At 47.4% G+C, this 24,668-nt stretch carries 20 protein-coding genes and 1 pseudogene; 19 read left to right on the forward strand and 2 right to left on the reverse strand.

What is annotated here, in order from left to right:
- Positions 1 to 46: 46 nt before the first annotated feature.
- Positions 47 to 604: pseudogene (locus DW947_RS06310) on the reverse strand (hypothetical protein); the annotation flags it as partial.
- Here DW947_RS06310 and DW947_RS06315 point away from each other — a divergent pair.
- The 11 genes from DW947_RS06315 to DW947_RS06370 all read left to right on the forward strand — a co-directional run bounded on the left by DW947_RS06315 (position 605) and on the right by DW947_RS06370 (position 14,750).
- Positions 605 to 2,062: a DUF5690 family protein gene (locus DW947_RS06315; RefSeq protein ID WP_117878407.1), complete on the forward strand. Its 1,458-nt coding sequence runs from the start codon at positions 605 to 607 to the stop codon at positions 2,060 to 2,062. It abuts the pseudogene before it with no gap.
- Between the two features lie 17 nt (positions 2,063 to 2,079).
- The gene (gene phnX, locus DW947_RS06320; RefSeq protein WP_117878409.1) at positions 2,080 to 2,874 is read left to right on the forward strand and encodes a phosphonoacetaldehyde hydrolase; all 795 of its coding nucleotides are present in this window, start codon (positions 2,080 to 2,082) and stop codon (positions 2,872 to 2,874) included.
- 36 nt (positions 2,875 to 2,910) lie between these two features.
- Entirely contained in the window at positions 2,911 to 3,999 is a 1,089-nt protein-coding gene (locus tag DW947_RS06325) for a 2-aminoethylphosphonate--pyruvate transaminase (protein ID WP_117962754.1), read from the forward strand.
- A gap of 223 nt (positions 4,000 to 4,222) precedes the next feature.
- Positions 4,223 to 5,569: an MATE family efflux transporter gene (locus DW947_RS06335; RefSeq protein ID WP_044469012.1), complete on the forward strand. Its 1,347-nt coding sequence runs from the start codon at positions 4,223 to 4,225 to the stop codon at positions 5,567 to 5,569.
- Between the two features lie 31 nt (positions 5,570 to 5,600).
- Positions 5,601 to 6,707 carry a DNA polymerase IV gene (dinB, locus tag DW947_RS06340; protein ID WP_117962736.1) on the forward strand — a complete coding sequence of 369 codons (1,107 nt, stop codon included), beginning with the start codon at positions 5,601 to 5,603 and terminating at the stop codon, positions 6,705 to 6,707.
- Positions 6,708 to 6,744: 37 nt separating this feature from the next.
- Positions 6,745 to 7,119, forward strand: coding sequence for a YccF domain-containing protein (locus DW947_RS06345; protein ID WP_005832831.1), 375 nt, complete (start codon positions 6,745 to 6,747; stop codon positions 7,117 to 7,119).
- A 241-nt stretch (positions 7,120 to 7,360) separates the two neighbouring features.
- A complete protein-coding gene (locus DW947_RS06350; protein ID WP_087331801.1) occupies positions 7,361 to 8,044 on the forward strand; it encodes a hypothetical protein in 684 nt (227 codons plus the stop codon).
- Position 8,045: 1 nt separating this feature from the next.
- The gene (locus DW947_RS06355) at positions 8,046 to 10,784 is read left to right on the forward strand and encodes a TonB-dependent receptor domain-containing protein (RefSeq protein WP_117962738.1); all 2,739 of its coding nucleotides are present in this window, start codon (positions 8,046 to 8,048) and stop codon (positions 10,782 to 10,784) included.
- A gap of 6 nt (positions 10,785 to 10,790) precedes the next feature.
- On the forward strand, positions 10,791 to 11,954 hold the full coding sequence (locus DW947_RS06360; RefSeq protein WP_005832823.1) for a DUF4249 domain-containing protein: 1,164 nt from the start codon (positions 10,791 to 10,793) through the stop codon (positions 11,952 to 11,954).
- A 12-nt stretch (positions 11,955 to 11,966) separates the two neighbouring features.
- The gene (locus tag DW947_RS06365) at positions 11,967 to 13,100 is read left to right on the forward strand and encodes a DUF4249 domain-containing protein (RefSeq protein ID WP_117962740.1); all 1,134 of its coding nucleotides are present in this window, start codon (positions 11,967 to 11,969) and stop codon (positions 13,098 to 13,100) included.
- Positions 13,101 to 13,184: 84 nt separating this feature from the next.
- Positions 13,185 to 14,750, forward strand: coding sequence for a hypothetical protein (locus DW947_RS06370; RefSeq protein ID WP_243635074.1), 1,566 nt, complete (start codon positions 13,185 to 13,187; stop codon positions 14,748 to 14,750).
- Positions 14,751 to 14,829: 79 nt separating this feature from the next.
- Here the strand turns inward: DW947_RS06370 and DW947_RS21540 are convergent, their stop codons facing one another.
- A complete protein-coding gene (locus DW947_RS21540; protein ID WP_016272872.1) occupies positions 14,830 to 14,970 on the reverse strand; it encodes a hypothetical protein in 141 nt (46 codons plus the stop codon).
- Between the two features lie 245 nt (positions 14,971 to 15,215).
- Here DW947_RS21540 and DW947_RS06375 point away from each other — a divergent pair, with 245 nt between their 5' ends.
- From DW947_RS06375 to DW947_RS06410, 8 genes are all read left to right on the forward strand, one after another.
- Positions 15,216 to 15,791 carry a Crp/Fnr family transcriptional regulator gene (locus DW947_RS06375; protein ID WP_016272871.1) on the forward strand — a complete coding sequence of 192 codons (576 nt, stop codon included), beginning with the start codon at positions 15,216 to 15,218 and terminating at the stop codon, positions 15,789 to 15,791.
- A 55-nt stretch (positions 15,792 to 15,846) separates the two neighbouring features.
- Positions 15,847 to 16,449, forward strand: a complete 603-nt coding sequence (locus tag DW947_RS06380) for a sugar O-acetyltransferase (protein WP_016272870.1) — start codon at positions 15,847 to 15,849, stop codon at positions 16,447 to 16,449.
- Between the two features lie 66 nt (positions 16,450 to 16,515).
- On the forward strand, positions 16,516 to 17,427 hold the full coding sequence (locus DW947_RS06385) for a LytTR family DNA-binding domain-containing protein (protein ID WP_005831863.1): 912 nt from the start codon (positions 16,516 to 16,518) through the stop codon (positions 17,425 to 17,427).
- Positions 17,428 to 17,564: 137 nt separating this feature from the next.
- Positions 17,565 to 19,490, forward strand: coding sequence for a TonB-dependent receptor plug domain-containing protein (locus DW947_RS06390; protein WP_117962743.1), 1,926 nt, complete (start codon positions 17,565 to 17,567; stop codon positions 19,488 to 19,490).
- A gap of 28 nt (positions 19,491 to 19,518) precedes the next feature.
- Positions 19,519 to 19,932, forward strand: a complete 414-nt coding sequence (locus DW947_RS06395; RefSeq protein ID WP_005831860.1) for a DUF2141 domain-containing protein — start codon at positions 19,519 to 19,521, stop codon at positions 19,930 to 19,932.
- Between the two features lie 86 nt (positions 19,933 to 20,018).
- The gene (locus DW947_RS06400; protein ID WP_005831857.1) at positions 20,019 to 22,706 is read left to right on the forward strand and encodes a transglutaminase domain-containing protein; all 2,688 of its coding nucleotides are present in this window, start codon (positions 20,019 to 20,021) and stop codon (positions 22,704 to 22,706) included.
- 51 nt (positions 22,707 to 22,757) lie between these two features.
- Positions 22,758 to 23,555, forward strand: coding sequence for a TrmH family RNA methyltransferase (locus DW947_RS06405; RefSeq protein WP_005831855.1), 798 nt, complete (start codon positions 22,758 to 22,760; stop codon positions 23,553 to 23,555).
- A gap of 27 nt (positions 23,556 to 23,582) precedes the next feature.
- Complete coding sequence (locus DW947_RS06410; protein WP_005832802.1) at positions 23,583 to 24,620, forward strand: alcohol dehydrogenase; 1,038 nt, start codon at positions 23,583 to 23,585, stop codon at positions 24,618 to 24,620.
- The last annotated feature ends 48 nt before the right edge of the window (positions 24,621 to 24,668 follow it).

Below are 24,668 nucleotides of genomic sequence, written 5' to 3' on the forward strand. Positions count from 1 at the left end.
TGCAACTTGGTTGCAAAGTGAAAATTCCCGGACTGTCCGGGCTGTCTTAGATTTCCAGCATCCGCTTCTCCCGTTCCAGGTCTTTCTCGTTCAGCAGGGGAGAGGGGACGGAGCAGGTTTTGATGAAGTCGCCCGGCTGGCAGGTGTAGTTGTAGTAGGGGCGTTGCTCGTCGGTCAGCTGGTCTTGGGGGATGAGCTGGCCTTTCAGTTCCAGGAAGTCGTCCATGGAGGTGCTGTCCGAGTGTTTGATGAAGAGGATGCGGCGGGCTATGGGGTTGCGGTTGTAGTCCAGACAGAGGTAGAGCCCTTTGAGCAGGTGGGGAAAGTCGTACATGGGCAGTTGCAGGTAGATGGTGAACAAGGCCAGTTGGGGCGCCTCGCGTTCGTTGAAGAAGATATAGGCATTCTGGTGGTTGTTGAAGACAGCAGTGCCGAAGTGGGTGGTGTTGTAGGCGCTCATGTGCACCACTTTGACGTGGTCGTTGCTGTCGGCAGGGGTTATCAGGTAAGGCTCTACCTTTAAGGCATTGGAGGAGGAAGAGAGGCTGTAACTGATGTAGATGCCGCTGTAATTGTACACTTCCTGCGCCGAGTGGAGCATCTCATGAAGTTTATTAATAATGGAAATTCATTTTTGCTGTCAGCACCCGCCTCTATCTTTGCCGCCGAAATCAAGAACCAACTTAAACGACACACTATGTTCAACGGTGAGAAAAAACAGATAATACAGAGCAAGAGACTGGCTGATGCCTTATTCATCCTTTGGGCGGGTGGAGCGGCTTTGCTCTCCTATTCACTGGTCTATGCGCTGCGCAAGCCGTTTACGGCTGCGGGCTTCGACGGGCTCGACTTCTTCGGGATGGATTACAAGACGGCAACCAGCACCGTGCAGATTTCCGGCTATTTTATTTCCAAGCTGATTGGCATCAAGGTAATTTCGGAACTGAAGAAGGAGAACCGTCTGAAGTTCATCATCCTCTCGGTGGCGGTGGCCGAGCTTTCGCTGGTGCTGTTCGGAGCGTTGCCCCGACCGCTGAATGTCTTTGCGCTGTTCTTCAACGGGCTTTCGTTGGGATGCATGTGGGGAGTGATTTTCAGTTTCCTCGAGGGGCGGCGGGTGACGGACCTGCTGGCGAGCCTAATGGGGCTGAGCATTGCCATCAGTTCGGGCACGGCAAAGTCCGTCGGGCTGTTTGTGATGGAGCATCTCCACATCAGTGAGTTCTGGATGCCTGCCTTTATCGGTGCCTTTGCCTTCCCGCTGCTGTCGTTGCTGGGCTGGCTGATGACGAGAATGCCGCAACCTACCGCGGCAGACCGGGCACTACGCTCGGAACGGGTGACGCTGGACGGCAGGGCGCGTGCGGACCTCTTCAAGAGCTTCATGCCGGTATTGCTGATGCTGTTTGCGGCAAACTTGTTCATCACCGTCTTGCAGGACATCAAGGAGGACTTCCTGGTGAAGATTCTGGATGTGGAGGCGGCGGAGCTGTCGTCGTGGGCATTTGCCAAGGTAGATGCGGTGGTGACACTGATTATCTTGTTGCTTTTCGGGCTGATGTCCGCGGTGAGGAGTAATATAAAGGTGCTGTGCCTGCTGCTGGTGCTTGTGACGTGCGGCACAGCGACCTTGGGATTCGTGGCCTTCAATTACGATGGGTTGCAACTGCCACCCATGACGTGGCTGTTCCTCCAGAGTTTGTCGCTCTATACTGTTTACCTCAGCTTCCAGACGTTGTTCTTCGAGCGTTTCATCGCCTGCTTCCGCATCAAGGGGAATGTGGGGTTCTTTATTGTCACACTCGATTTTATCGGGTATACCGGTACGGTGGTGGTATTGGTATTCAAGGAATTCTTCAATCCGGACATCAACTGGCTGGATTTCTATAACCTGATGTCGGGCTATGTCGGCATTGTGTGCAGCGTGGCTTTCCTATGCTCGGCTGTCTACCTGGTGCAGCGCTATCGCAAGGAGAATGCTTCGGGACCGTTGGGCTCTTCCCTTTTCCGTTTGCGCCGTTGGTCCCGGCCGGGCAATTCCTTGCTTCTTGAGACTGAATAATAATAATAATATATCGTATGAAAAGAATTGAATGTATCATTATGGACTGGGCAGGAACTGCCGTCGATTACGGTTGCTTTGCTCCCGTCGCCGCCTTTGTCGAGAGCTTTCGGGCCATCGGCGTTCCCGTCACTGCTGCCGAAACACGTGCGCACATGGGGCTGACCAAAGTAGAAGAAATCCGTGCGCTGTTCGATATAGAGCGTGTCCGTGCGGAATTTGAACGGAAATTCGGCCGTCCCGCTGGTGAGGAAGACGTGCAGGCACGTTATGCCGAATTCCAACGGGTGTTGTTTGCCTCGCTCGAAGATTATACCGACCCTATTCCCGGTGTGGTGGAAACGATTTCCGCACTGCGTGCGCAAGGTATCCGCATTGGCTCCACCACCGGCTATACCCGCTCTATGATGGATGTTGTGCTGCCTGCCGCCACAGCCAAAGGCTATGCGGTAGATAATTGCGTCACTCCCGACGGGTTGCCTGCAGGCCGTCCTGCTCCCTACATGATATATAAGAATATGGCAGACTTCGCCATCCCCTCCGTAGATTGTGTGTTGAAGTATGGCGACACCATCGCCGACATCAAGGAGGGTATCAATGCCAAAGCATGGACCGTCGGCGTAGTCCTCGGCAGTAACGAACTGGGACTGACACAAGAGGAAGTCTCCTCCTTGCCTGCCGATGAGCTCGAAGCCCGTAAGGCCGATGTCCGCCGCCGCATGCTTGCCGCCGGTGCCCACTATGTGGTCGATACCATTGCCGAGCTCCCCGCAGTCATCGCCGAGATAAACCGTAAACTTGAGATTTTGTAACCCTTATAAACGTATAAACTTAAAAACTCAATGCATATGAAACCCTACATTCTCCTTACCTCCGGCCCCCTTACTACCTCACAAACCGTCAAGGAAGCCATGCTGACCGACTGGTGTACCTGGGACGAAGACTACAACCTCCACATTGTGGAAGAAATCCGCAAGTCCCTCGTCTCCCTCGCCACCCAGCATACCGGCGACTATACTTCCATCCTCCTGCAAGGCAGCGGCACGTATTGTGTGGAAGCCGTCATCGGTAGCGTCATCAAGCCTGGCGACAAACTCCTCATACTGAGCAACGGCGCCTACGGCGACCGCATGGGCAACATCGCCGAGTATCACGGCATCTCGTACGACATGCTTGCTTTTGACGAAACAGAGCAAGTCTCCGTCAGCTACGTCGACGACTATCTTTCGCACAATGCCGAAATCACCCACGTTGCCGTGGTGCATTGCGAAACCACTACCGGCGTGCTCAATCCCCTCAAGGAGATAGCCCACCTCGTCAAGATGCACGGCAAGAAACTGATTGTAGACGCCATGAGCAGCTTCGGCGGTGTTCCCCTCGATGTACACGAACTGGGCATAGACTTCCTCATCAGCAGTGCCAACAAGTGCATCCAGGGTGTTCCGGGGTTTGGCTTCATCATCGCCCGCCGTTCCGAGCTGTTGCACTGCAAGGGCGTCTCCAAGTCACTCTCTCTCGACATTTACGACCAATGGGAAGCCATGGAGAAAGGACATGGCAAATGGCGTTTTACTTCTCCTACACACGTGGTCCGCGCCTTCAAGCAAGCCATGGACGAACTGGCAGAGGAGGGCGGTGTGGAGGCCCGTCACAACAGATATTGCGAGAACCACCGCGTGCTGGTAGACGGCATGCGTTCCCTCGGTTTCCAAACGTTGCTGCCGGACGAGATTCAATCGCCCGTTATTACTTCTTTCCTCTATCCTCATGCCGATTTCAATTTCAAAGCTTTCTACACACAACTGAAAGAGCGTGGATTTGTCATCTATCCGGGAAAGATTTCGCAAGCCGACACTTTCCGTATCGGCAATATCGGAGATGTTCATCCCGAAGATTTCCGGCAGCTGATAGAGATAATTCGCGAGTGTAAATACTAAGCTCCGAATCTGCATAGATTTAATCGTTCCATCGTGGAGGAAAAATCGTTCCACCATGGTGGAACGATTTTTTCCTAGTGGTGGAATAATATTTTCCCCATGATGGAATGATTTGTCCTTCGCCTTCCTTCTTCTTAAGCTTCCCTATTAAATTTGACCTTCGTCAAGTCTGTAAACGCTATCTTTTCGTATTTTTGCACCCAATTTCGGAGGTATCAGATTTATGGCAACATCCAGAGAAATGACGGAAGGACGGGCTCTTCCGTTGATTTTCAACTTTACTTTGCCTTTACTGCTCGGCAATCTGCTGCAACAGACCTATTCATTGGTGGATGCAGCTATCGTGGGGCGCTTTCTGGGTATCAACGCCTTGGCTTCAGTCGGGGCAAGCACTTCGGTCGTTTTTCTTATTCTGGGATTCTGCAATGGCTGTTGCGGAGGTTTCGGCATTCCCGTGGCGCAAAAGTTCGGTGCGCGGGATTATGTCACGATGCGCCGTTATGTGGCTGTCAGCCTGCAGCTGGCTGCGGTGATGTCTGTTGTCATTGCCGTGGTTACCAGCATTTACTGTGCAGATATTCTGCACATGATGAGTACGCCGGAGAACATATTCACGGGAGCCTATTATTACCTGCTTGTCACGTTTATCGGGGTTCCCTTTACTTTCTTCTATAATCTGCTGTCCAGTATTATCCGTGCATTGGGTGACAGCAAGACGCCGTTTTGGTTTCTACTTCTCTCTACGGTACTGAATATCCTGCTCGATTTGTTCTGCATTCTGGTACTGGGTTGGGGAGTGGCAGGAGCTGCCATCGCTACCGTATTTTCACAAGGCGTCTCGGCCATATTGTGCTACATCTATATGATGCGTCGTTTCGACATTCTGAAGACAACGCCTGCCGAGCGGAAATTCGACGGTGCTTTGGCACGCACACTGATGTACATCGGCGTACCCATGGGACTGCAATTTTCCATTACTGCCATTGGCAGCATTATGCTGCAAAGCGCCAATAATGCTTTGGGTACGGCTTGTGTGGCTGCATTCACGGCAGCCATGCGTATCAAGATGTTTTTCATGTGTCCTTTCGAGAGTCTGGGCATGGCAATGGCCACCTATAGCGGGCAAAACTACGGTGCGGGCAAGCCGGAACGTATCTGGATGGGAGTCAAGGCAAGCACCCTGATGATGATTGTTTATTGGGCGTTCACTTTCTGTGTACTGATGTTCGGTGCCAGGACTTTTGCCCTGCTCTTTGTAGATGCCTCTGAGTTGGAGATTTTAAAGAATACGGAGTTGTTCCTGCACATTTCCGTTTCCTTTTTTCCGGTTCTGGGACTGCTCTGCATCCTGCGATACACTATCCAGGGGGTGGGATATACCAATCTTGCCATGCTTTCCGGTGTCTCGGAGATGATTGCCCGGATACTGGTCAGCCTGCTGGCTGTTCCGGCTTTCGGCTATCTGGCCGTGTGTTTTGGTGACCCTACTGCATGGATTTTTGCAGATGCCTTTTTAATACCAGCCTTCATTTATGTCTATCGGCGGATACTTCGGATGAAGAAAAATTAGTGTATCTTTGTATCGGGGAGTTGAAAGAAGAATGACCGGACGAAAAATTATACACATCGATATGGACGCATTCTACGCCTCCGTAGAACAGCGTGATAATCCTGCATTGCGGGGCAAGCCCATTGCCGTGGGCCATGCGGAGGAACGGGGAGTGGTGGCGGCAGCCAGTTACGAGGCACGGCGTTTCGGGGTGCGTTCTGCCATGTCGTCACTGAAGGCAAAGCGGCTGTGCCCCCAACTTATCTTTATCCCGGGACGGATGGAAGTCTACAAATCCGTTTCCCGCCAGATACACGAAATCTTTCATGAATATACGGATGTCATCGAGCCCATTTCGCTGGACGAGGCTTTTCTGGATGTGACGGAGAATAAACCGGGCATTCCATTGGCTGTAGACATCGCGAAGGAGATAAAGCGGAAGGTGCGGGAGAGGTTGAATCTGGTGGCTTCCGCCGGCATATCCTATAATAAGTTTCTTGCCAAGATAGCCTCGGACTACCGCAAGCCGGACGGGCTTTGCACCATACATCCTGCCCAGGCGTTGGACTTTGTTGCCCGGCTGCCCATTGAAAGTTTCTGGGGAGTGGGACCGGTAACGGCGAAGAAGATGCACACTTTGGGGATTCACAACGGGGAACAGCTGCGCATGCAGTCTTTGGAGATGCTGACCCGCGAATTTGGCAAAGTGGGGACAATTTATTATGATTTTGCCCGTGGCATCGATATCCGTCCGGTAGAGGCTGTCCGCATCCGCAAGTCTGTGGGTTGCGAACATACTTTGGAGAAGGACATCAGCAAGCGTTCATCCGTCATTATAGAGTTGTACCATGCGGCAGTGGAGCTGGTGGGGCGCCTGGAGCACGCCAATTTCCGCGGGAATACGCTGACGCTGAAAATCAAGTTTCATGATTTTAGCCAGATTACCCGCAGTATGACCCAAGCAAAGGAGCTGGTTGCCCTTGACGTGATTCTGCCTTTGGCAAAGCAATTGCTGCAGGAAGTGGATTATGAACATCATCCTATCCGTTTGATTGGGCTTTCCGTTTCCAACCCCCGTGAAGAGGGGGAGGAGAAAGGAGTCTGGGAACAGCTGAGTTTTGAATTTAGTGACTGGGAGACGGAACATTCAAATAAATAATGCTATATTTGTGTTCAGTATCAAAAAAAGGAAAGCTATGGGCTGTTTTATGAATATTTTGTGGTTGATGTTTGGAGGTATCATCACTGCTGTGGAGTATCTTATTGCAAGTTTATTGATGATGTTCACCATTATTGGCATCCCTTTTGGCATGCAGACCTTGAAAATGGCAAGCCTTGCCTTGTGGCCTTTCGGCAAAGAGGTTCGTAGCGGGGAACGTTCCAACGGTTGCCTCTATGTGCTGATGAATATTCTTTGGATATTCTTGGGCGGCATTTGGATTTGCCTTTCGCACTTGGGATTCGGGTTATTGCTGTGCATCACCATTATAGGCATTCCGTTCGGTATCCAACATTTTAAGCTGGCAGGGCTGGCATTGACTCCTTTCGGGAAGGATATTGTTGCGGCTTGAGCGATTGTGCTGTATCGTTTTTTTATAAATATATGTAAGTATAATTGATGGCGGAGGATGAATGGTGCTTTAATCTTATTGTAATGTGCTTCTGCTTGCATGCTAAATGTTTAGCTTTGTGTTTAGCATCCGATTATGGCTCTATTTTTTGTTTTTATTTGAATTATATATAATAATAATTTTATTTTTAAAAGTGAAATGTTATATTTGTGATTATCCTCACCTATAACACTTCACATATATGCGAAAAACACACCTTTACACGCTACTATGCGTCCTATGTTTTCCATCTTTGGTTTGTGCACAACAAGCCGTTTTTGATGAATTCAGAAAAGCGGCAGGAGATTATGCTGCTCTTTACTCCGGTAAGGCAGAGGAAAATTATAACCAGCAGAAGTATCTTAACCATCCCTATTGGAATACGGATGAATTTCGCGAGGGGGCTGTCTGTTATGGCAGATGGCTTTACTCGGATTTGCAGCTCCGTTATGATACCTATAAAAAGAGTCTGATTGTGGTTACTCCGGAGAAACGGATAACCTTGCAGGTAGATATGCGGAAAGTGGATTATTTTGTCATAGAAGGACAGAAGTTTGTACCGCAGGGTGACTGTTTCGCTGCGTTGCTATATGATAGTCCGCAAATGTGCCTGACACAGTATATCGTATCCACAATGGAGTCTCAGGTGAAGAAAAACGATCTTTATTACAGCCGGTTCAAGAAAAAGAGCTATTTCAGTCTTCGCAGTGGCAGAACCGATTATGTGATAACTTCCCGTTCGGGTTTCTTGAAACTTTTTCCTACATACAAGAAGCAGTTGAAGGCTTATTGCCGGAAAGAGCGGCTGGACTTCAAGGAAAATGGCGGTGTCCGGGCAATGACCCGGTTAACGGAATATATTGATTCCTTAATTCATGGAAAATAATATGAAAGCACATAATCTTAAATATACAGTAGCCTTTTTCCTCCTATTGTCGCCTTTCGGCATGTTTGCACAGCAACAGATGGCTACGGACAGCATTTCCATATTCGAATTGATGGATGCAGTAGAAAAGGGCACGTCTTGCCGTGTTTATACAACGATAACGGTTCCTTTTAAAGTGAAGCGGGCAGAGGTGAAGAACCCCACTGCCGAGTACTTGAGAGAGGCTTTGGCAGCTACTATCTATAAGGTGACGGTTTATGGTGACAGAATATTTGTCTTGCCGGAGGTTTTTCTGGCCACCTCGCTGCCACCGGCATTGATGGGGGAAAAGTTGGAGACAGATGAGGAACTATTGCCTTCATATATTCCTGTTGTGAAGTCTTCTTCAGAAAACAAGGTCTATGAGATAGGAAACAAGTACAAGCCTGCCCCCGGAGATATGATAACTTTGACCGGAAGAGTTTCTGACTTTAAGACCGGCCAGAATCTGGATGGTATCAACATCATTCATCGAGAGCCGTGGGTAGCTACGACGACCAACCGTCAGGGGGAATTTACCATTGACCTGCCTGCAGGCTATAATATTCTTGAAATCAGTGGGATGAATATCAAAGTGACCCATCGGCAATTTATGCTTTATGGTGAAGGCATTGTCCATATCGAGTTGGAAGAGGAAGACCATATGTTGGATGAGGTGCTTATTGTTTCGGGGCGTATACAGAACGTGAAAAGTGTGCAGTTGGGAATGGAGAAGCTGCAGCCTGCCCTGCTGAAAAACATTCCTACGGCTATGGGTGAGGTGGATGTGCTGAAGATGATACAGACACTTCCCGGCATCAAGACAGTGGGGGAGGCATCAAGCGGTTACAATGTGCGTGGGAGTGCCGCTGACCAGAACCTGCTTCTTTTCAATAACGGAACGATTTATAACCCCAATCATCTTTTCGGTTTTTTCACGGCTTTTAATTCGGACATGATAAAGGATGCGGAACTTTATAAGAGCAGTATCCCCAGCCAGTATGGCGGGCGTATCGCTTCCGTACTGAACATCACCAGCAAGGAGGCGAACAAGGAAAAGTTTACCGGTTCTGCAGGTATCGGGCTTGTGACCAGTAAGTTGAATCTCGAGATTCCCATCATTAAGGAAAAGACTTCCCTTCTGCTGAGTGGACGTACGACCTATTCGGACTGGATAATGAAGACATTACCCAACAAAAGCGGGTATCGTGATGGGAAAGCCGGTTTCTATGATTTGGGGACTGTCTTCTCGCATACGGTGAACGAGCGCAACAAGCTGAATGTCTATGGCTATTATAGTCACGACCGTTTTGCCTTTAATGACAATGAGAAGTATGCCTACAACAATATGAATTTCTCGGCAAACTGGAGGACTGTCTTTGCAGAAAAGCTGACCGGAAACTTCTCTTTCGGTTATGACCACTACGATTACCGAAATGATGAAACGGTGGAGGAAGCGTCTGCCGCACGGCTGTCTTTTGCCATTAACCAATGGTTTGGAAAAGCGGACTTTCTTTATCAAGCCGGCAATAGCCATGCGGTGAACTTCGGTTTGATGAGCCAGCTGTATAATGTGAATTCCGGGACCTACGAGCCGGTGGGGCCTAATTCGCTGGTAAGATATGATGAACTGCAAAAGGATAAAGCACTGGAAAGTGCCGTTTATATAGGGGATGAATGGGATATAACTTCCAGGCTCTCCATCAATGCGGGTATACGCTATTCTATGCTCAATGCTTTGGGACCGCGCACTTACTATACATATCAGGAAGGTATACTGCCCTCCATGTCTTCGGTGGTGGATTCTATCACGGCGGGGAATGGAAAGGTCATCAAGACCTATCACGGACCGGAATTCAGAGTGTCGGCACGTTATGCCTTTACAGATGATTTTTCCGTAAAGGCCGGTTTCAATACGATGAGGCAGTATATCCATAAGGTATCGAATACTGCCGTTATGTCTCCTACGGATACCTGGAAGCTGAGCGACCCCAACATCAAGCCTCAACGTGGCTGGCAGGTGGCGGCAGGTGCCTACTATAATACGCCGGGGCAACTTCTGGAATTATCTGTAGAAGGATATTACAAAAAGCTGATTGATTATCTGGATTATCGCAGTTCCGCCCAAATCCTGATGAACCACCATCTGGAGACGGATGTCATCAATACGGAGGGATATGCTTACGGCGTGGAATTCCAGGTGAAAAAACCGGCTGGAAAACTGAACGGGTGGATGAGCTATACTTATTCGCGCACTTTCTTGCGTCAGAATGATCCGCGCATAGCCCGTCCCATCAATGGTGGAGAATGGTATCCGACCGAGTATGACAAGCCGCATGACTTCAAGCTTGTAGGCAATTACAAGTTTACCCGCCGTTACAGCATGTCTTTCAATATGGATTACAGTACGGGCCGTCCCACCACAATTCCTGCCGGGCAATACTACGACCAGGGTTTGAAGAAAATGCAGGTTTACTATACCGACCGTAACAGTTATCGTGTTCCCGACTATTTCCGTATGGATTTGTCGTTCAATATTGAACCCAGTCACCACCTGACATTGTTGACCCACAGTTCCCTTTCTTTCGGTATCTATAACCTGACCGGAAGGAAGAATGTGTACTCTGTCTATTTTGTGTCCGAGGAGGGTAGGATTCAAGGATACAAGATGTCCATATTCGGTGCTCCCATTCCTTTTGTTACTTATAATATTAAATTCTGAAAGGGTATGAAGAATAAAGTATATTGGGTGATATGTATATGTCCGTTATGGTTGTTCCTTAGTAATTGTGTGGATAAGTTCAATGCCCACTTGCCGGAAAGTAGTATCGGCCTTCTCATAGTTGAAGGTAGTATAATATCGGATAGTGCTGTCGTGTTTTCTTTGAGCCGTTCCTTTTCCTTGGATGTGGAAGGGGTTCCTCCTGATTTCAATAAGGTGGATGCTGAAGTTTGTGTAACCGGTGAGGATGGCTCCAGTTTTAGGGGTGTTGCGTTGGGTAATGGAAAGTACCGGGTTGCTGTCGGAACATTGCATAGGGATGTCCGCTATAGCTTAAAGATTGTCTATGAGGGAGATATCTATACTTCCGAACCTCAATATCCGATAGGGACGGAAAGCATAGACGATGTCACCTACGAACAGCAAGGGGAGTATGGTGATGTCAGTATCCGTTTCTCTATGCAAAGCAAAGATGCTGCATGTTATTCTTGGAGTTATGAAGAAGATTGGGAGGTGAGGGCCGTATACAATCCTATGTGTGCTTATGACCCCGAAACAGATAAGATCGTTGATTATGATGCTAGACCATACTCACGCGGATGGTGTCACAGTGAATCGTCCGAGATAATAATAGGTAATATGGAAATAAACAAGGATAATCGTGTAAAGGATAAGTGTCTCTATTCCATTGAAGCAGACGATATTCGTTTTTCTTGCTATTACAGTACTATAGTGAAACAACGTAAGATTTCGAAGGGTGAATATGAATATTATCAGGAGAAAATAAAGCTTAATGAGGAGATGGGCGGGTTGTTTGTTCCCCAGCCTTCGGAATTGCCGTCGAACATTAGATGTGAAAGCTCAAATAAACAGGCCATTGGATATGTTGGTGTCAGTTTGAATGTGGCGGAATATCGCATTTTCATTTCTACAGATGATATACAATATAGGCTTCCTGAGGGGTATTGTCAGGGAGCGAAAGGGCTGAAAGAAGAGTATACATTTTTAGATTTATACTTGATGGGGTATACCATTGCATATCCGGACCCGGACCCACGTACGGGATTCAAAGGTTATGCATGGGTTTCTGGAGGTTGTACAGACGTACGCTATTTAGGTGCCAGCTTGGAAAAGCCTTCCTTCTGGCCAGTTGAAATCAATCTGTTTTAATAAGAAAAAGCGATGAATAATGCAAAATATATAGTAACATGGATATGCTTGTTGTGGCTCACTATTGGCAGTTGTGTGGATAAATTCAATGCGCACTTGCCGGAGAGTAGTACGAGGGTGCTTATAGTTGAAGGTAACATCATATCAGATAGTACAGTCGTTTTTTCCTTGAGCTGTTCCTTTCCTTTGAATGTAGAAGGAATTCCTCAAGATTATAACAAGATAGATGCAGAAGTCAGTGTAGTAGGAAGTGATGGTTCTTGCTTTAATGGCACCTCTTTGGGAGATGGAAAATACCAAGTTGTAATTGGCTCTTTGAATAAAGATGCCAGCTATAGTCTGAAAATTGTGTATGAAGGGGATATTTATACTTCGGAGCCTCAATATCCATTGGAGACAGAAACAATAAATGACGTTACCTACGAGCAACCGGAAAAATACGGTGACATCTCTATCCGCTTTTCTATGCGGAGTGAAGATGGCGGATGTTATTTCTGGAGTTACGAGGAAGATTGGGAAGTGAGGGCAGTATATAATCCCAAGTTCCGTTATGACCCTACCACTGATGAGGTGGTTGATTTTGATGCTACACCATATGCACGGGGATGGTGTCATGATAAGTCGGCTAAAATCATAGTAGGTAATATAGGAACAAATAAGGATGCTCAATTGAAGGATAAGTGGCTCTATTCTATAAAGGCGGATAATAACCGTGTCTTTCATCATTATAGCACTTTGGTGAAACAGCGTAAGATTTCGAGGGGCGAGTACGAATATTATCAGGAGAAAATAAAAATCAATGAAGAAATGGGTGGATTGTTTATTCCTCAGCCTTCGGAACTTCCTACGAATATTATTTGCAACAATTCAGGCAAAAATGTAGTTGGTTATGTGGGAGTTAGCATGAATGTGGCAAAATATCGTATTTTCATTTCTGCCGATGATATATATTATAGGTTTCCTGACGGTTATTGCCAAGAATTTAGAGGTTGGGCAGATTCGTACATGGATTTATATGTGATGGGATATGCTATTGCTTATCCATTGATGGTAGGTTATGCATGGGTTCCCGGAGGTTGTACAGACGTACGCTATTTAGGTGCCAGCCTGGAAAAGCCTTCCTTCTGGCCGGATGAAATGAATTAATATTGAAATGATATGAAGAGAGTGATATTTTGTATTATAGGTTGGGTTCTTGTATTGGGATTACATGCTCAAATTGTTGAGAATATGCGTATTTATACAGACAAGGACTGCTATGTGGCTGGAGAAGATTTGTGGATAAAAGTTTGTGTGACGGATTCCTTGTCTCGTGGAAGCGTATTAAGCAAAGTAGCTTATGTAGAGATAAGTGACACGAAGCTGGTATACGCACAAGGTAAAATCGACTTGCAGAACGGGAATGGATGGGGGTGTATCAGACTTCCGCAAGTCATGCATACCGGAGCTTACCAACTGACGGCATATACGCGTTATATGAGGAACTATCCTATGGCTTGTTTCCCAAAGAAGTATATAGCCTTGCTTAATACTGTTCAGACAACAGAGGAGGATAATGTGGAACTTTTCACGGATTCCATTACCGTTTCACAAGCTTCCGGCAATCAGCTTTCCGGAGCGGACTTATGGACAGATAAATCGGTCTATGGGAACCGGAGTAAAGTAGCCTTGACATTACCCAATCTGCCTGCTGATGTCAAGGAGCTTACTTTGTCCGTAGTACGAAAAGACTATGTGCTAAAGGGGTTTCCAATATCAGCCGACGGGCAGAAGAACTATACAAGTGTTCCGGAACGGTCATTTGCTGCAGAGTGTGAAGGGCATATTGTAACCGGCAGGCTGATGGGAGCGCCTGCTGACAATGTAAATGCACGTCTGGCATGTGTGGGCAAGGATATTCGTGTCTTTGACGGACAGCCTAAGGCTGACGCTATTTATGCTTTTTATACGACCGGAATAACGGATATGCAGGAGATTGTATTAACTGCATTACCGGAGGAGGAAAGTCCCTGCCGATTGGAGCTTGTTTCTCCTTTTGTCGGGGTGTTGGCGGAAAAACTTCCTAAGGTCTGTGTGTCATTTCGGAAAGAAGACTTGATAGAGCGTGGTTTCAGCGCGCAATTACATTCTCTTTTGCCGGTAGATTCTTCGTATAGCAAGAGTATATTGCAACAACTTTATGATTTTGTTCCCGCTTCCACTTATAATCTGGATGAGTATGTTCGTTTCAGGACTGTGAGGGATGTTTTTGTGGAATTTGTCAAGGGAATACGTATCAGTCAGCTGGAAGGTAAAGATGTCATCCGGATACTGCAACCGGATATAAGGAGATTCAGTAATATGAAAACACTGGTGTTGTTAGACGGGATTCCGTTTGATGACCATGAAACCATTCTGAACTATGATGCCCGTTTGATACACTATATACATCGTTATACTGGCAAATATACTTTTGGCGGGGAGTTGTATGATGGAATTGTTTCGTTTATAACCCATCGGGGAACATTGCCTGATATACGTTTGGATAAGAATTCACAGATGTTTTCTTATGAGTTTCCACAAAAGAGAATCGCATTTGTTGCTCCATCATACAATTCAGAGAAACAAGCCGGTTCTCGCTTACCGGATTTTCGGCATACACTTTATTGGAATCCGGAGATAACTTCCGCTATGGGTACACTCAACTTTTATACTTCGGATATGAACGGAATATATATAATTACCCTACAAGGAATTTCGGTTGACGGTAGGGAGATAAGGATGCAAAGCGAGTTTGTTGTTGGTGCTAACCATTAGTATAGATGGATAAAAAAGAAAAAGGGCAGAGAACTGAAAAGTTCCCTGCCCTTTATTCATTGTATTTAAAGGTGTTTTTTTACATGGTTACGAGGGACTGCTTTGCAAGCAGCTTTTGTAGTTTACCGTTCAGTGTTTGACACATTGTTCCATTACCCCTTGCCTGATAGCGTTTGATTTGGTACTGTAACATAAAAATTTCATTTGCATTCTTTTTCATAATTCTCATCTTTTTGTGCTCTCCGCGTTTCGGAAAGCGGGTTTTTACATCTTTTCTTTTATCTTATAACGTTGCAAAGATACGAAATGTTTGCGAGAAATGTGTTTTATAACATAAAAAATAGCCATTCATCCTTTATTTTCTTTAGAAATACTAGATTTTGCAATCTATATATGACAAATATGTTACGCAAGTTTCGCAAACTCTTCCTTGTTTTATACCTTTGTAAAAAGGAATATTTTAGTATGGAGAATATTGTCAGAACAATAAGAGCTTATTATCCGGTTTCAGATGAAGCATTGGCAGCATTAACACATGGTTTTGAAAAGCAAGTGTTTCCTGCCAAAACACTTATTATCCGTGCAGGACAATTTGATAGGCAAGTCCACTTCATAGAGAAGGGAATGACACGCTCGTACACCTTGCACGATGGAAAAGAAATAACGACATGGTTCTCTATGGAAGGTGATGTAGCTTGTGGCTCGTGGGATTTATATAGGAACAAAGCAGGCTTTGAATACGTGGAAACATTGGAAGAAACACTGGTCTATTCTATTTCCATTGAAACGCTTAATGAGTTGTATAAGTCAGATATAGATATTGCAAATTGGATGAGGGTGTTACAACAGGAAAATTTTCTTCGCTTACAAGATATTCATATATCTCGCCTCAACTTGTCTGCGTATGAGCGTTATGAAAAATTAATGAGTGAGTGTCCGGCCCTTTTTCATAGAGTGACTTTGGGACATATCGCTTCTTTCCTTGGCATTACACAACAATCATTGAGTCGTATTAGGGCAAAGGGGTATTTTTTAACATAGGATAAATTCCTATACATTAGAGTTTTGTATTTTTGTCCGCAAAAAAAGGATGCGTATGAAAACAGAATATGAAAAGTGCATGGCTGGCGAACCTTTTATAGGAAGCAGGGACCCGAAAATAGTGGAGATGATTTTGCGTACAAAACGTCTCCTGGCACAGTTCAATGCCACAGATTATGCCGATAGCAAGCGCAGGAGGGAGTTGTTGTGTGAGATGTTGGGACATGTAGGCAAGAATGTGCATGTGGATATTGACTTCCATTGTGAATGTGGCAAGCATATTTTTATGGGCGACAAGGTAATTGTCAACATGAATTGTACCTTTGTGGACAACAATCGTATTGACATAGGTAGCAACGTCCTGATAGCCTCTAATGTACAGATATATACGGCAACCCATTCTACCAAAGTAGATGAACGTATGGTGCAGGACTGTCCGGAAGGACAAGAAATCTGCCGTACGTATGCCTTACCTGTACGAATAGAGGATGGAGTATGGATTGGTGGAGGGGTTGTCATTTTGCCTGGTGTCACCATCGGGAGGAACAGCGTTATCGGGGCGGGGAGTGTGGTTACCCGTTCTATTCCTGCGAATTGTGTGGCAGTGGGAAATCCTTGTCGTGTGATAAAACAGATTGATAATATAGTATCTGTATGAGCATGTGTTGAGTAAATGTATTATCTTTGCATATATTACCATGTAAACAAGAGAGACTATATACTTATGGGGAAATTGGTGGAACTTTGGCGGAGTCCTTATCCTACGTTTTATCAACGCTGGAAGGCAGTAGTGATACCTTCGGCCATTATTTTTCTGATATTATATATACTTCAGCCGTTCGGTATTTCCCGAATAAAGGGAAGTGTGTTTGGGGTGGTTGCCGGTTCTGCATTGATTGCGGCAGGTGCTTCGGGAGTTTTCACCTATTTGCTTCCGGCATTATTTCCTGCTTATTACAAGGAGCAGAACTGGACATTGGGTAAGCATGTGTTGAATTTGCTGCTGATGTTGTTGCTGATAGCAGTGGGGATTTGGGCCTATCAATCATGGTTGATGGGAATGTGGTTGGACAAGCGGTTGTTCTTTCTGGCTTTGTCTTGGGTAATGGTGCTGGCACCTTTTCCTACCATATTTTTTCTGATGTGGAACCGCAATTTGCAACTGACCCGCAATCTGAAAGAAGCTATGGAGATGAACGGTCACCTTTCAAGGAGAATATCCCCGGAAGTTGGGATAGCGAGCTTGGAAGACAAGGTGTTTTCCTCGGAAGAAGCGTTGGTGTTTGCCGGTGGCACCAAAGAAATGCTGGAAGTAAAGGCCGGAGATTTCCTTTATGCAGAGGCAAAGGGGAATTACGTAAAAGTAGGTTACCGTTCAGATTCGGATAAAGAAAAGAAAATTACATGGAGATTGTTGCGTGCCACCATGAAGCAGGCAGAGGAAGCTGTCTCTGCTTGCCCTTTTATTATCCGTTGCCATAGGGCCTTTCTTGTAAACATCCGGATGGTGGTGAAAGTAGATGGAAACTCTCAGGGATATAAGCTGAATCTGGAGGGTTGCGAAGAAGAGGTTCCGGTTTCACGCGCATACGCCAAAGAGGTGAAAGCATTGATTGAAAACCGGACAAAGAGTTAGTCACTCGTCACAGAAATACGTTGTTCGTCACAAAGAGTTTGTTGGTTGTCACATATCCGGGCTGTCTGTCCCGGATATTTTTTTGTCTTATACCCTTCCTTTATGTTTGCGGCAGGAAACACAACGAATGTAAAGATATGAAACGGGAAACAGTCTTTGGGATATTGGGCGTATTACTTTATACACAGCCTTCCGTAGCGCAGAAATCAGTGACCGATACAGTACGTCTGAATTTTAATATAGACAGTGTCGCTTTGGAAGAAGTAGTGGTAAAAGGAGCCAGAACTCCTGCTGCCAACAGCCGTTGGAGCGATATGCATCCGGTGGAACTGGTTACGGTGGGCGGTGCGAACGGTGATTTATACAAGGCATTGCAGACTTTGCCCGGTACGCAAGTGCAGGGTGAAACCGGTGAATTGCTGGTACGTGGTGGAGGCAGTTACGAGACGCAGACTTTTATTGATGGAATGCATGTACTGAATCCCTATACTTCGAACGGAATAAATACCCCTGCTCGCAGCCGTTACTCTACATTTATGTTCAGTGGGGTAAACTTTGCTTCGGGAGGCGCTTCACAAGAATATGGAGAAGCGCTTTCGGCAGTCTTGCCATTGGAAACAAAAGATTACAGCAAGGTCGATAAAGTCGGAGTGAACGCTTCCGTTGTCGGTGTTGGTGGAGGGGGCACAAAGACTTTTGACAGAGGATCCTTGTCTGTTGACTTGAATTATCAGAACCTGGGTTTGTATGACAAGGTTTATTCGGGCAGGAGGGATTTCGAGAAGCCTTACCGGATGTTTTCCGGAGCTGTCCAGTTCCGTTATACTCTTGATGAAAGAGTGGTATGGAAGGTTTACGCACAATACGACCGGACGGACTTTTCCACTTACGAAGGGGATAACCGCAGATTGTTCGGGCTGGGTGAAGACAATATCTATGTAAATGCAACCTTTCGCAGGCATACTTCCAGAGAGTGGAGTTGGTTTGCAGGGGCGGCCTATTCTTACTATAACCGGAGAATGGGAGGAGCAGTTGTTTCGGGTGATAACTGGCTGGAACATCAGCAAGAGACGCATCTGAAGGCTAAAGTTTCCAAACGGCTGTCATCGGTATTCCGCCTGGATATGGGGATAGAGAGCTATATCCGCAATTACAGGAATCATTATCTGTTGTGCGGGACGGATGACAGCAATCGCATGTCGCCTACCATTGGTGCGGGTTTCTTTTCGATGGCTTATTATCCGATGGAACAATTGAAGATGGAGTTTTCTTTTCGCACGGAATACACTTCTCCGAACCGTAAGATGAATTTCTCTCCCCGGCTGGCGGCGAACTATTATTGGGGAAACATGATGCTGTCGGGGATTGTAGGGCGATACACACAGTTGCCCGAGAACAACTGTCTGGTGCGTCGGCCGCAGTTGATGTCGGAAGTATGTATGCAGTACAATTTAGGCGTTCAGTACGACTATGAAGGGCGTTTCTGTAAAGCTGAACTTTATTATAAGGATTATGACCGTCTGGCATTGGAGGAAACGGATGCCGATACGAAAGCTGTATTCTTGACCTCCAACGGTTATGGACACAGCAAAGGCATAGACTTGTTCTTCCGTGATAGAGCGTCCTTCAAGAATCTGGAATACCAGTTATCCTATACCTATAATATAGCCAAACGTAAATATCGGGAGTATCTGGAACTGACTACTCCTCAGTATGCTACACGGCATAATGCAGCCTGGGTGGTGAAGTATTCCTTGCCTCGCCTGCGTTCCATTGTCAGCGTGACCGACCGTTTCAGTAGCGGACGTCCTTATCATAACCCCATGCTGCTGGGTCTGATGAACGATGAAGTGAAGCCTTATAACAGTCTGGATTTGGGTGTGACCTTCCTGGCAAGCAAGAAGGTAATTATCCATGCTTCCGCCAGCAATATCCTTTGCCGGAAGAATGAGTTCGGTAAGGTGGATAACAAGGCTGTCCTGGCTTCCAGCGACCATTTTTTCTATGTAGGAGTATATGTGACTTTAGGCAAGAAGGCCGCCTACGATGTATCCAATTTTTAGACAATAACCCTTTTTAAAATAAACAAAGATGAAAGCAATGATTATTTTTTTAGTATTTGTAATGCAAAGTGCCGCCCAGCTGCTCTTTGCCCAGAACCTGACTATTGAAGTGTGTGACATTGAAAAGGTGGAGGGGCATCTCTATGTCGCCATCTACAATTCGGAAGAAACATTCATGAAGAAACCCTTGACCGCCTTCCGGATAGATGTGAAAGATACGTCGCTCTCCATTCCTTGCCAGGGGTTACCTGCGGGTACGTATGCCATTTCGCTGTTTCAAGACGAGAACGGAAACGGGAAACTGGATACTGCCGTTTTCGGCATTCCTACAGAGAAGTACGGGTTCAGTAATGATGCTCAAGGCGTTATGGGCCCGCCGTCTTATGACAAATGCAGCTTCACTTTTTCCGGAGACACGACTTTGGTGATACATCTGAAGTAGAGTGATTATGTAAGTAAAAACGGGAATTAATTTTCTTTTGCGGACGATTTACACTATTTTTGTGGCTCAACCTTAATAATTGCATTATGAAACGAGTTGCACGACTTCTGGGATTTCTCGGACTGGTATGTTTGCTTGCCTCTTGCGGCAAACGTTCTTTCATTACAGACACTTCTTACCGCCAACGTGTGGAGCAGGATTTCAATCAAAAAAAAGAAAGGTTGCCGCAGGGCGATTTGTTTGCCATATTCGATACGGACTTGACGTCGTACGAACGCGAAGCTTTGGAGTTCCTTTATGCCTATATGCCTTTGGCAGACATTGCCGATTATTCCGGAGAATTTCATCTGATGAACGTGCGCGCCTCCCAAAAGGCTGCCGATGAGATGCCTTGGGGAAAAGTTATTCCTGAGGATTTGTTTCGTCATTTTGTACTTCCGGTGCGGGTCAACAATGAGCATCTGGACAGTGCACGGGTAGTGTTTTACGAAGAACTGAAGAATCGTGTCAAGTCTCTGTCCCTCTATGATGCCATTCTGGAGGTGAACCACTGGTGCCACGAGAAGGCTATCTATACTCCCTCCGATGCCCGTACCAGTTCGCCTTTGGCAACGGTACGCACGGCATACGGGCGTTGTGGCGAGGAATCTACCTTGCTGGTTGCCGCCTTGCGTTCGGTGGGTATCCCTGCCCGTCAGGTCTACACACCCCGGTGGGCGCATACCGACGACAATCATGCGTGGGTAGAAGCATGGGCAGACGGGAAATGGTATTTTCTTGGAGCCTGCGAACCCGAACCGGTACTCAACCTTGGTTGGTTCAATGCTCCGGCCAGTCGCGGTATGCTGATGCATACCAAGGTCTTCGGACGTTATGAAGGAGCGGAGGAAGTGATGTCTGTCACTCCTACTTATACGGAAATCAATGTAATCGGTAACTATGCACCGACGGCTAAGGCCACAGTTACGGTCATGGACGGACATGGAAATCCGGTGTCTGATGCTTGTGTGGAGTTCAAGCTCTATAATTATGCGGAGTTCTATACTGTAGCCCGGAAGCAGACCGATGCAGAGGGAAAGGCTTTTTTGACGGCCGGTAAGGGTGACATGCTGGTATGGGCTTCCAAAGACGGAAAATTCGGCTATGCCAAACTTTCTTTCGGTAAGGACCATGAACTGGTTGTGAAGATGGATAAGACTGCCGGCGACGGCCATGCGGTAGATTTTGAACTTGTGCCGCCCCCCGAAAATGCGGAGTTGCCGGCGGTTACGCCCGAACAGCGTGCGGCGAATGACCGCCGCATGGTCCATGAAGATTCCATCCGCAACGCTTATGTGTCTATGTTCATGACGGATGAGACGGCGCGTTATTTTGCCCGGCAGTACAAGCTCGACGAAGATGCCGTTTCACGGATACTGGTCGCTTCCAGAGGAAACCATCGGGTCATTGCCGACTTCATGGCACGGTTGCGCTCTGAAAAGTCCAAAAGAGGAGGTCTGGACCTGCTCCAACGGATTTCGGCAAAAGACCTCCGCGACGTTACACTGGAAGTTCTGATGGACCACATGCAATCCCGTATGTGCAAGAATGCCGACCATTTCCGCAGATATGTGCGCAATCCACGCGTAAGCAACGAGATACTGACCCCCTATAAAGGATTTTTCAAGAAAGCCGTCTCAAAGGAAGATGCTGAGGCATACAAGGCAGAGCCGATGAAACTGGTGGCATGGGTGGCCCAAAATATCCGGGTAGACAATGACTGTAATTTGGGAGGGGCTCCCATTTCTCCGGAAGGGGTCTGGAAGGCCCGTGTGGCTGATGCCCATAGTCGTGACATTTTCTTCGTCTCCATGGCACGCAGCATGGCAATCCCTGCCCGTATCAACGGAGTGACCGGCAAAGTACAGTTGATAGGGGATGATGGTGCGATGGATGTGGACTTGAACCATCATCCGGAAGAGCCGGTCTTTATGGCAGAAGGAATTGCTTCGAAGGGAAAGTTGGTGGCTTCCTATAAGCCTATCCGTTCGTTGGATAACCCGAAATACTATTCTCATTTCACTCTTTCCAAACAGACCCCGCAGGGCAGTTTGCAATTGCTTTCCTATGACGAAGGCGATGCAGATATGGGCGGCGGTACTACATGGAGCAATCTGCTGAAGGAAGGAACTGCTCTGGAGGCCGGAGATTATGTTTTGGTGACCGGTACACGCCTTGCCAGCGGTGCGGTACTTTCTAAAACCACCTTTTTCAATATTCTGCCGGAGAAGACAACGGAAATTGAGTTGGTGATGCGCGAGAGCGAGGATGAGGTGCAGGTTATCGGGAACTTTAATTCGGAGTCTCTCTTCACTCCGCTGCCGGACGCCGGCTCCGCAGCCCGGCAGAGTCTGCTGCAGGCTTGTGGGCGCGGTTACTTTGTCGTAGGCATTCTGGGTGTCAATCAAGAGCCAACCAATCATGCGTTGCGCGACATCGCTTCATTCAAGGCTGATTTGGAGAAGTGGGGGCGTAAGATGGTGTTGCTGTTCCCTAATGAGGCCAAAGCCGGCAAGTTCGCCCGCGAGTCATTCCCCGATTTGCCCTCTACCATTATTTATGGTATAGATACGGACGGTATCGCTGCGCAGATTGCAGAAAGCATGAAGTTGAAGCATAAAGAGAGCCTGCCGATGTTCATCATAGCCGATACTTTCAATCGGGTGGTCTTTGTATCGCAAGGATACACCATCGGACTGGGAGAACAACTGATGAAGACAATAAAGGGGTTATAGGGCTTTCTGCCATGAATTGTAAATAGTAATCGTCAAATAGTAAATCATCCGATGCCTGTTATCGAAATATCATCTTTGACCCATCCCGGTGTGGAGATATTCAGTACCCTTACCGAAGCCCAGTTGCGCAACCGCCTTGAGCCGGACAAAGGGCTGTTTATAGCTGAGAGTCCTAAGGTTATCAAGGTGGCTCTGGATGTCGGCTACGAGCCTTTGGCCCTTTTGTGTGAGCACAAGCACATCTATGGGGATGCTGCTGAAATCATTGAGCGTTGTGGCGATATACCCGTCTACACAAGCGGTAGGGAATTGCTTGCCGAGCTGACCGGCTACGTTTTGACGCGTGGTGTTCTTTGTGCCATGCGCCGTCCGGTTCCGAAGAGTATGGAGGACGTCTGCCGGGGAGCCCGGCGTATTGTGGTTATCGACGGGGTGGTGGATACCACCAATATTGGGGCCATCTTCCGTTCGGCGGCAGCTCTTGGCATGGATGCTGTGCTGTTGACGCGTAATTCCTGCGACCCTCTGAACCGTCGTGCGGTCCGGGTTTCAATGGGAACGGTTTTTCTTGTGCCGTGGACGTGGATGGACGGTCCTCTGGATACGCTCGGTGAGTTGGGTTTCCGCACGGCGGCCATGGCGCTTACGGACAATTCCATTTCCATAGACAATCCCGTTTTGAAGACCGAGCCCCGGTTGGCTATTGTGATGGGTACTGAGGGAGATGGTCTTTCGCACGAAGCGATTGCGGGAGCCGACTATGTGGTTCGTATCCCCATGGCGCACGGTGTAGATTCGCTGAACGTGGCGGCCGCAGCGGCTGTTGCTTTCTGGCAACTTCGCGTTTAGAAGTGATAACTCAAAAAAGCATATATTATGTTGGCATATACTTATATTGAACACGGAAAGTTCGGATTGCTTGAGAAACCGATACCGGTATTGGAAGATGCACGTGATGCTATTGTGCGGGTGACACTGGGTAGCATATGCACCAGTGACTTGCATATAAAGCATGGAAGTGTACCGCGCGCCGTACCCGGAATTACGGTAGGACACGAAATGGTGGGCATCGTAGAGCAGGTGGGTGCCGAAGTTGAGTCGGTAAAGCCCGGCGACCGTGTGACTGTGAATGTGGAGACTTTTTGTGGTAAATGTTTCTTTTGTCGTCACGGATATGTGAACAACTGTACCGACACCAATGGCGGTTGGGCTTTGGGGTGCCGTATCGATGGCGGCCAGGCGGAATATGTACGTGTGCCTTATGCCGACCAGGGACTGAACCGTATTCCCGATACGGTAAGCGACGAGCAGGCGCTCTTGGTAGGCGATGTGTTGGCCACCGGCTTCTGGGCTGCCCGTATCTCCGAAATAACCGAGGAAGACACTGTACTCATCATCGGTGCCGGGCCGACGGGTATTTGTACCCTGCTTTGTTCCATGCTGAAGAAGCCCCGTCGCATTATTGTCTGCGAGCAGTCGGCCGAAAGAATCCGTTTTGTCCGCGAGCATTATCCGGAGGTGCTGGTCATTGGGCCGGAAAACTGCAAAGACTTTGTGAGGAAGCATAGCGACCATGGTGGGGCAGATGTCGTACTTGAAGTTGCCGGCACGGAAGATACTTTCCGCTTGGCATGGGAGTGTGCCCGTCCCAATGCCATTGTCACCATTGTGGCGCTTTATGACCAGCCTCAGTTATTGCCCTTGCCGGAGATGTATGGCAAGAATCTTGTCTTCAAGACCGGTGGTGTGGATGGGTGCGATTGTGCCGAGATACTGCGCCTGATAGCGGCGGGACAGATAGATACCACACCGCTTATCACACATCGTTTCTCGTTGGAGGAAATTGACGAAGCCTACCGTATTTTTGAGAATAGGCTGGAGGGGGTGATAAAGGTGGCGATTGTGGGTAGATAGAAAAAGAGGATAGCCAATGAAGGCTATCCTCTTTTTCTATGTAATTAT

The sequence above is a fragment of the Bacteroides sp. AM44-19 genome (assembly GCF_003603395.1).
GTDB classification, from domain to species: Bacteria; Bacteroidota; Bacteroidia; order Bacteroidales; family Bacteroidaceae; genus Bacteroides; species Bacteroides uniformis.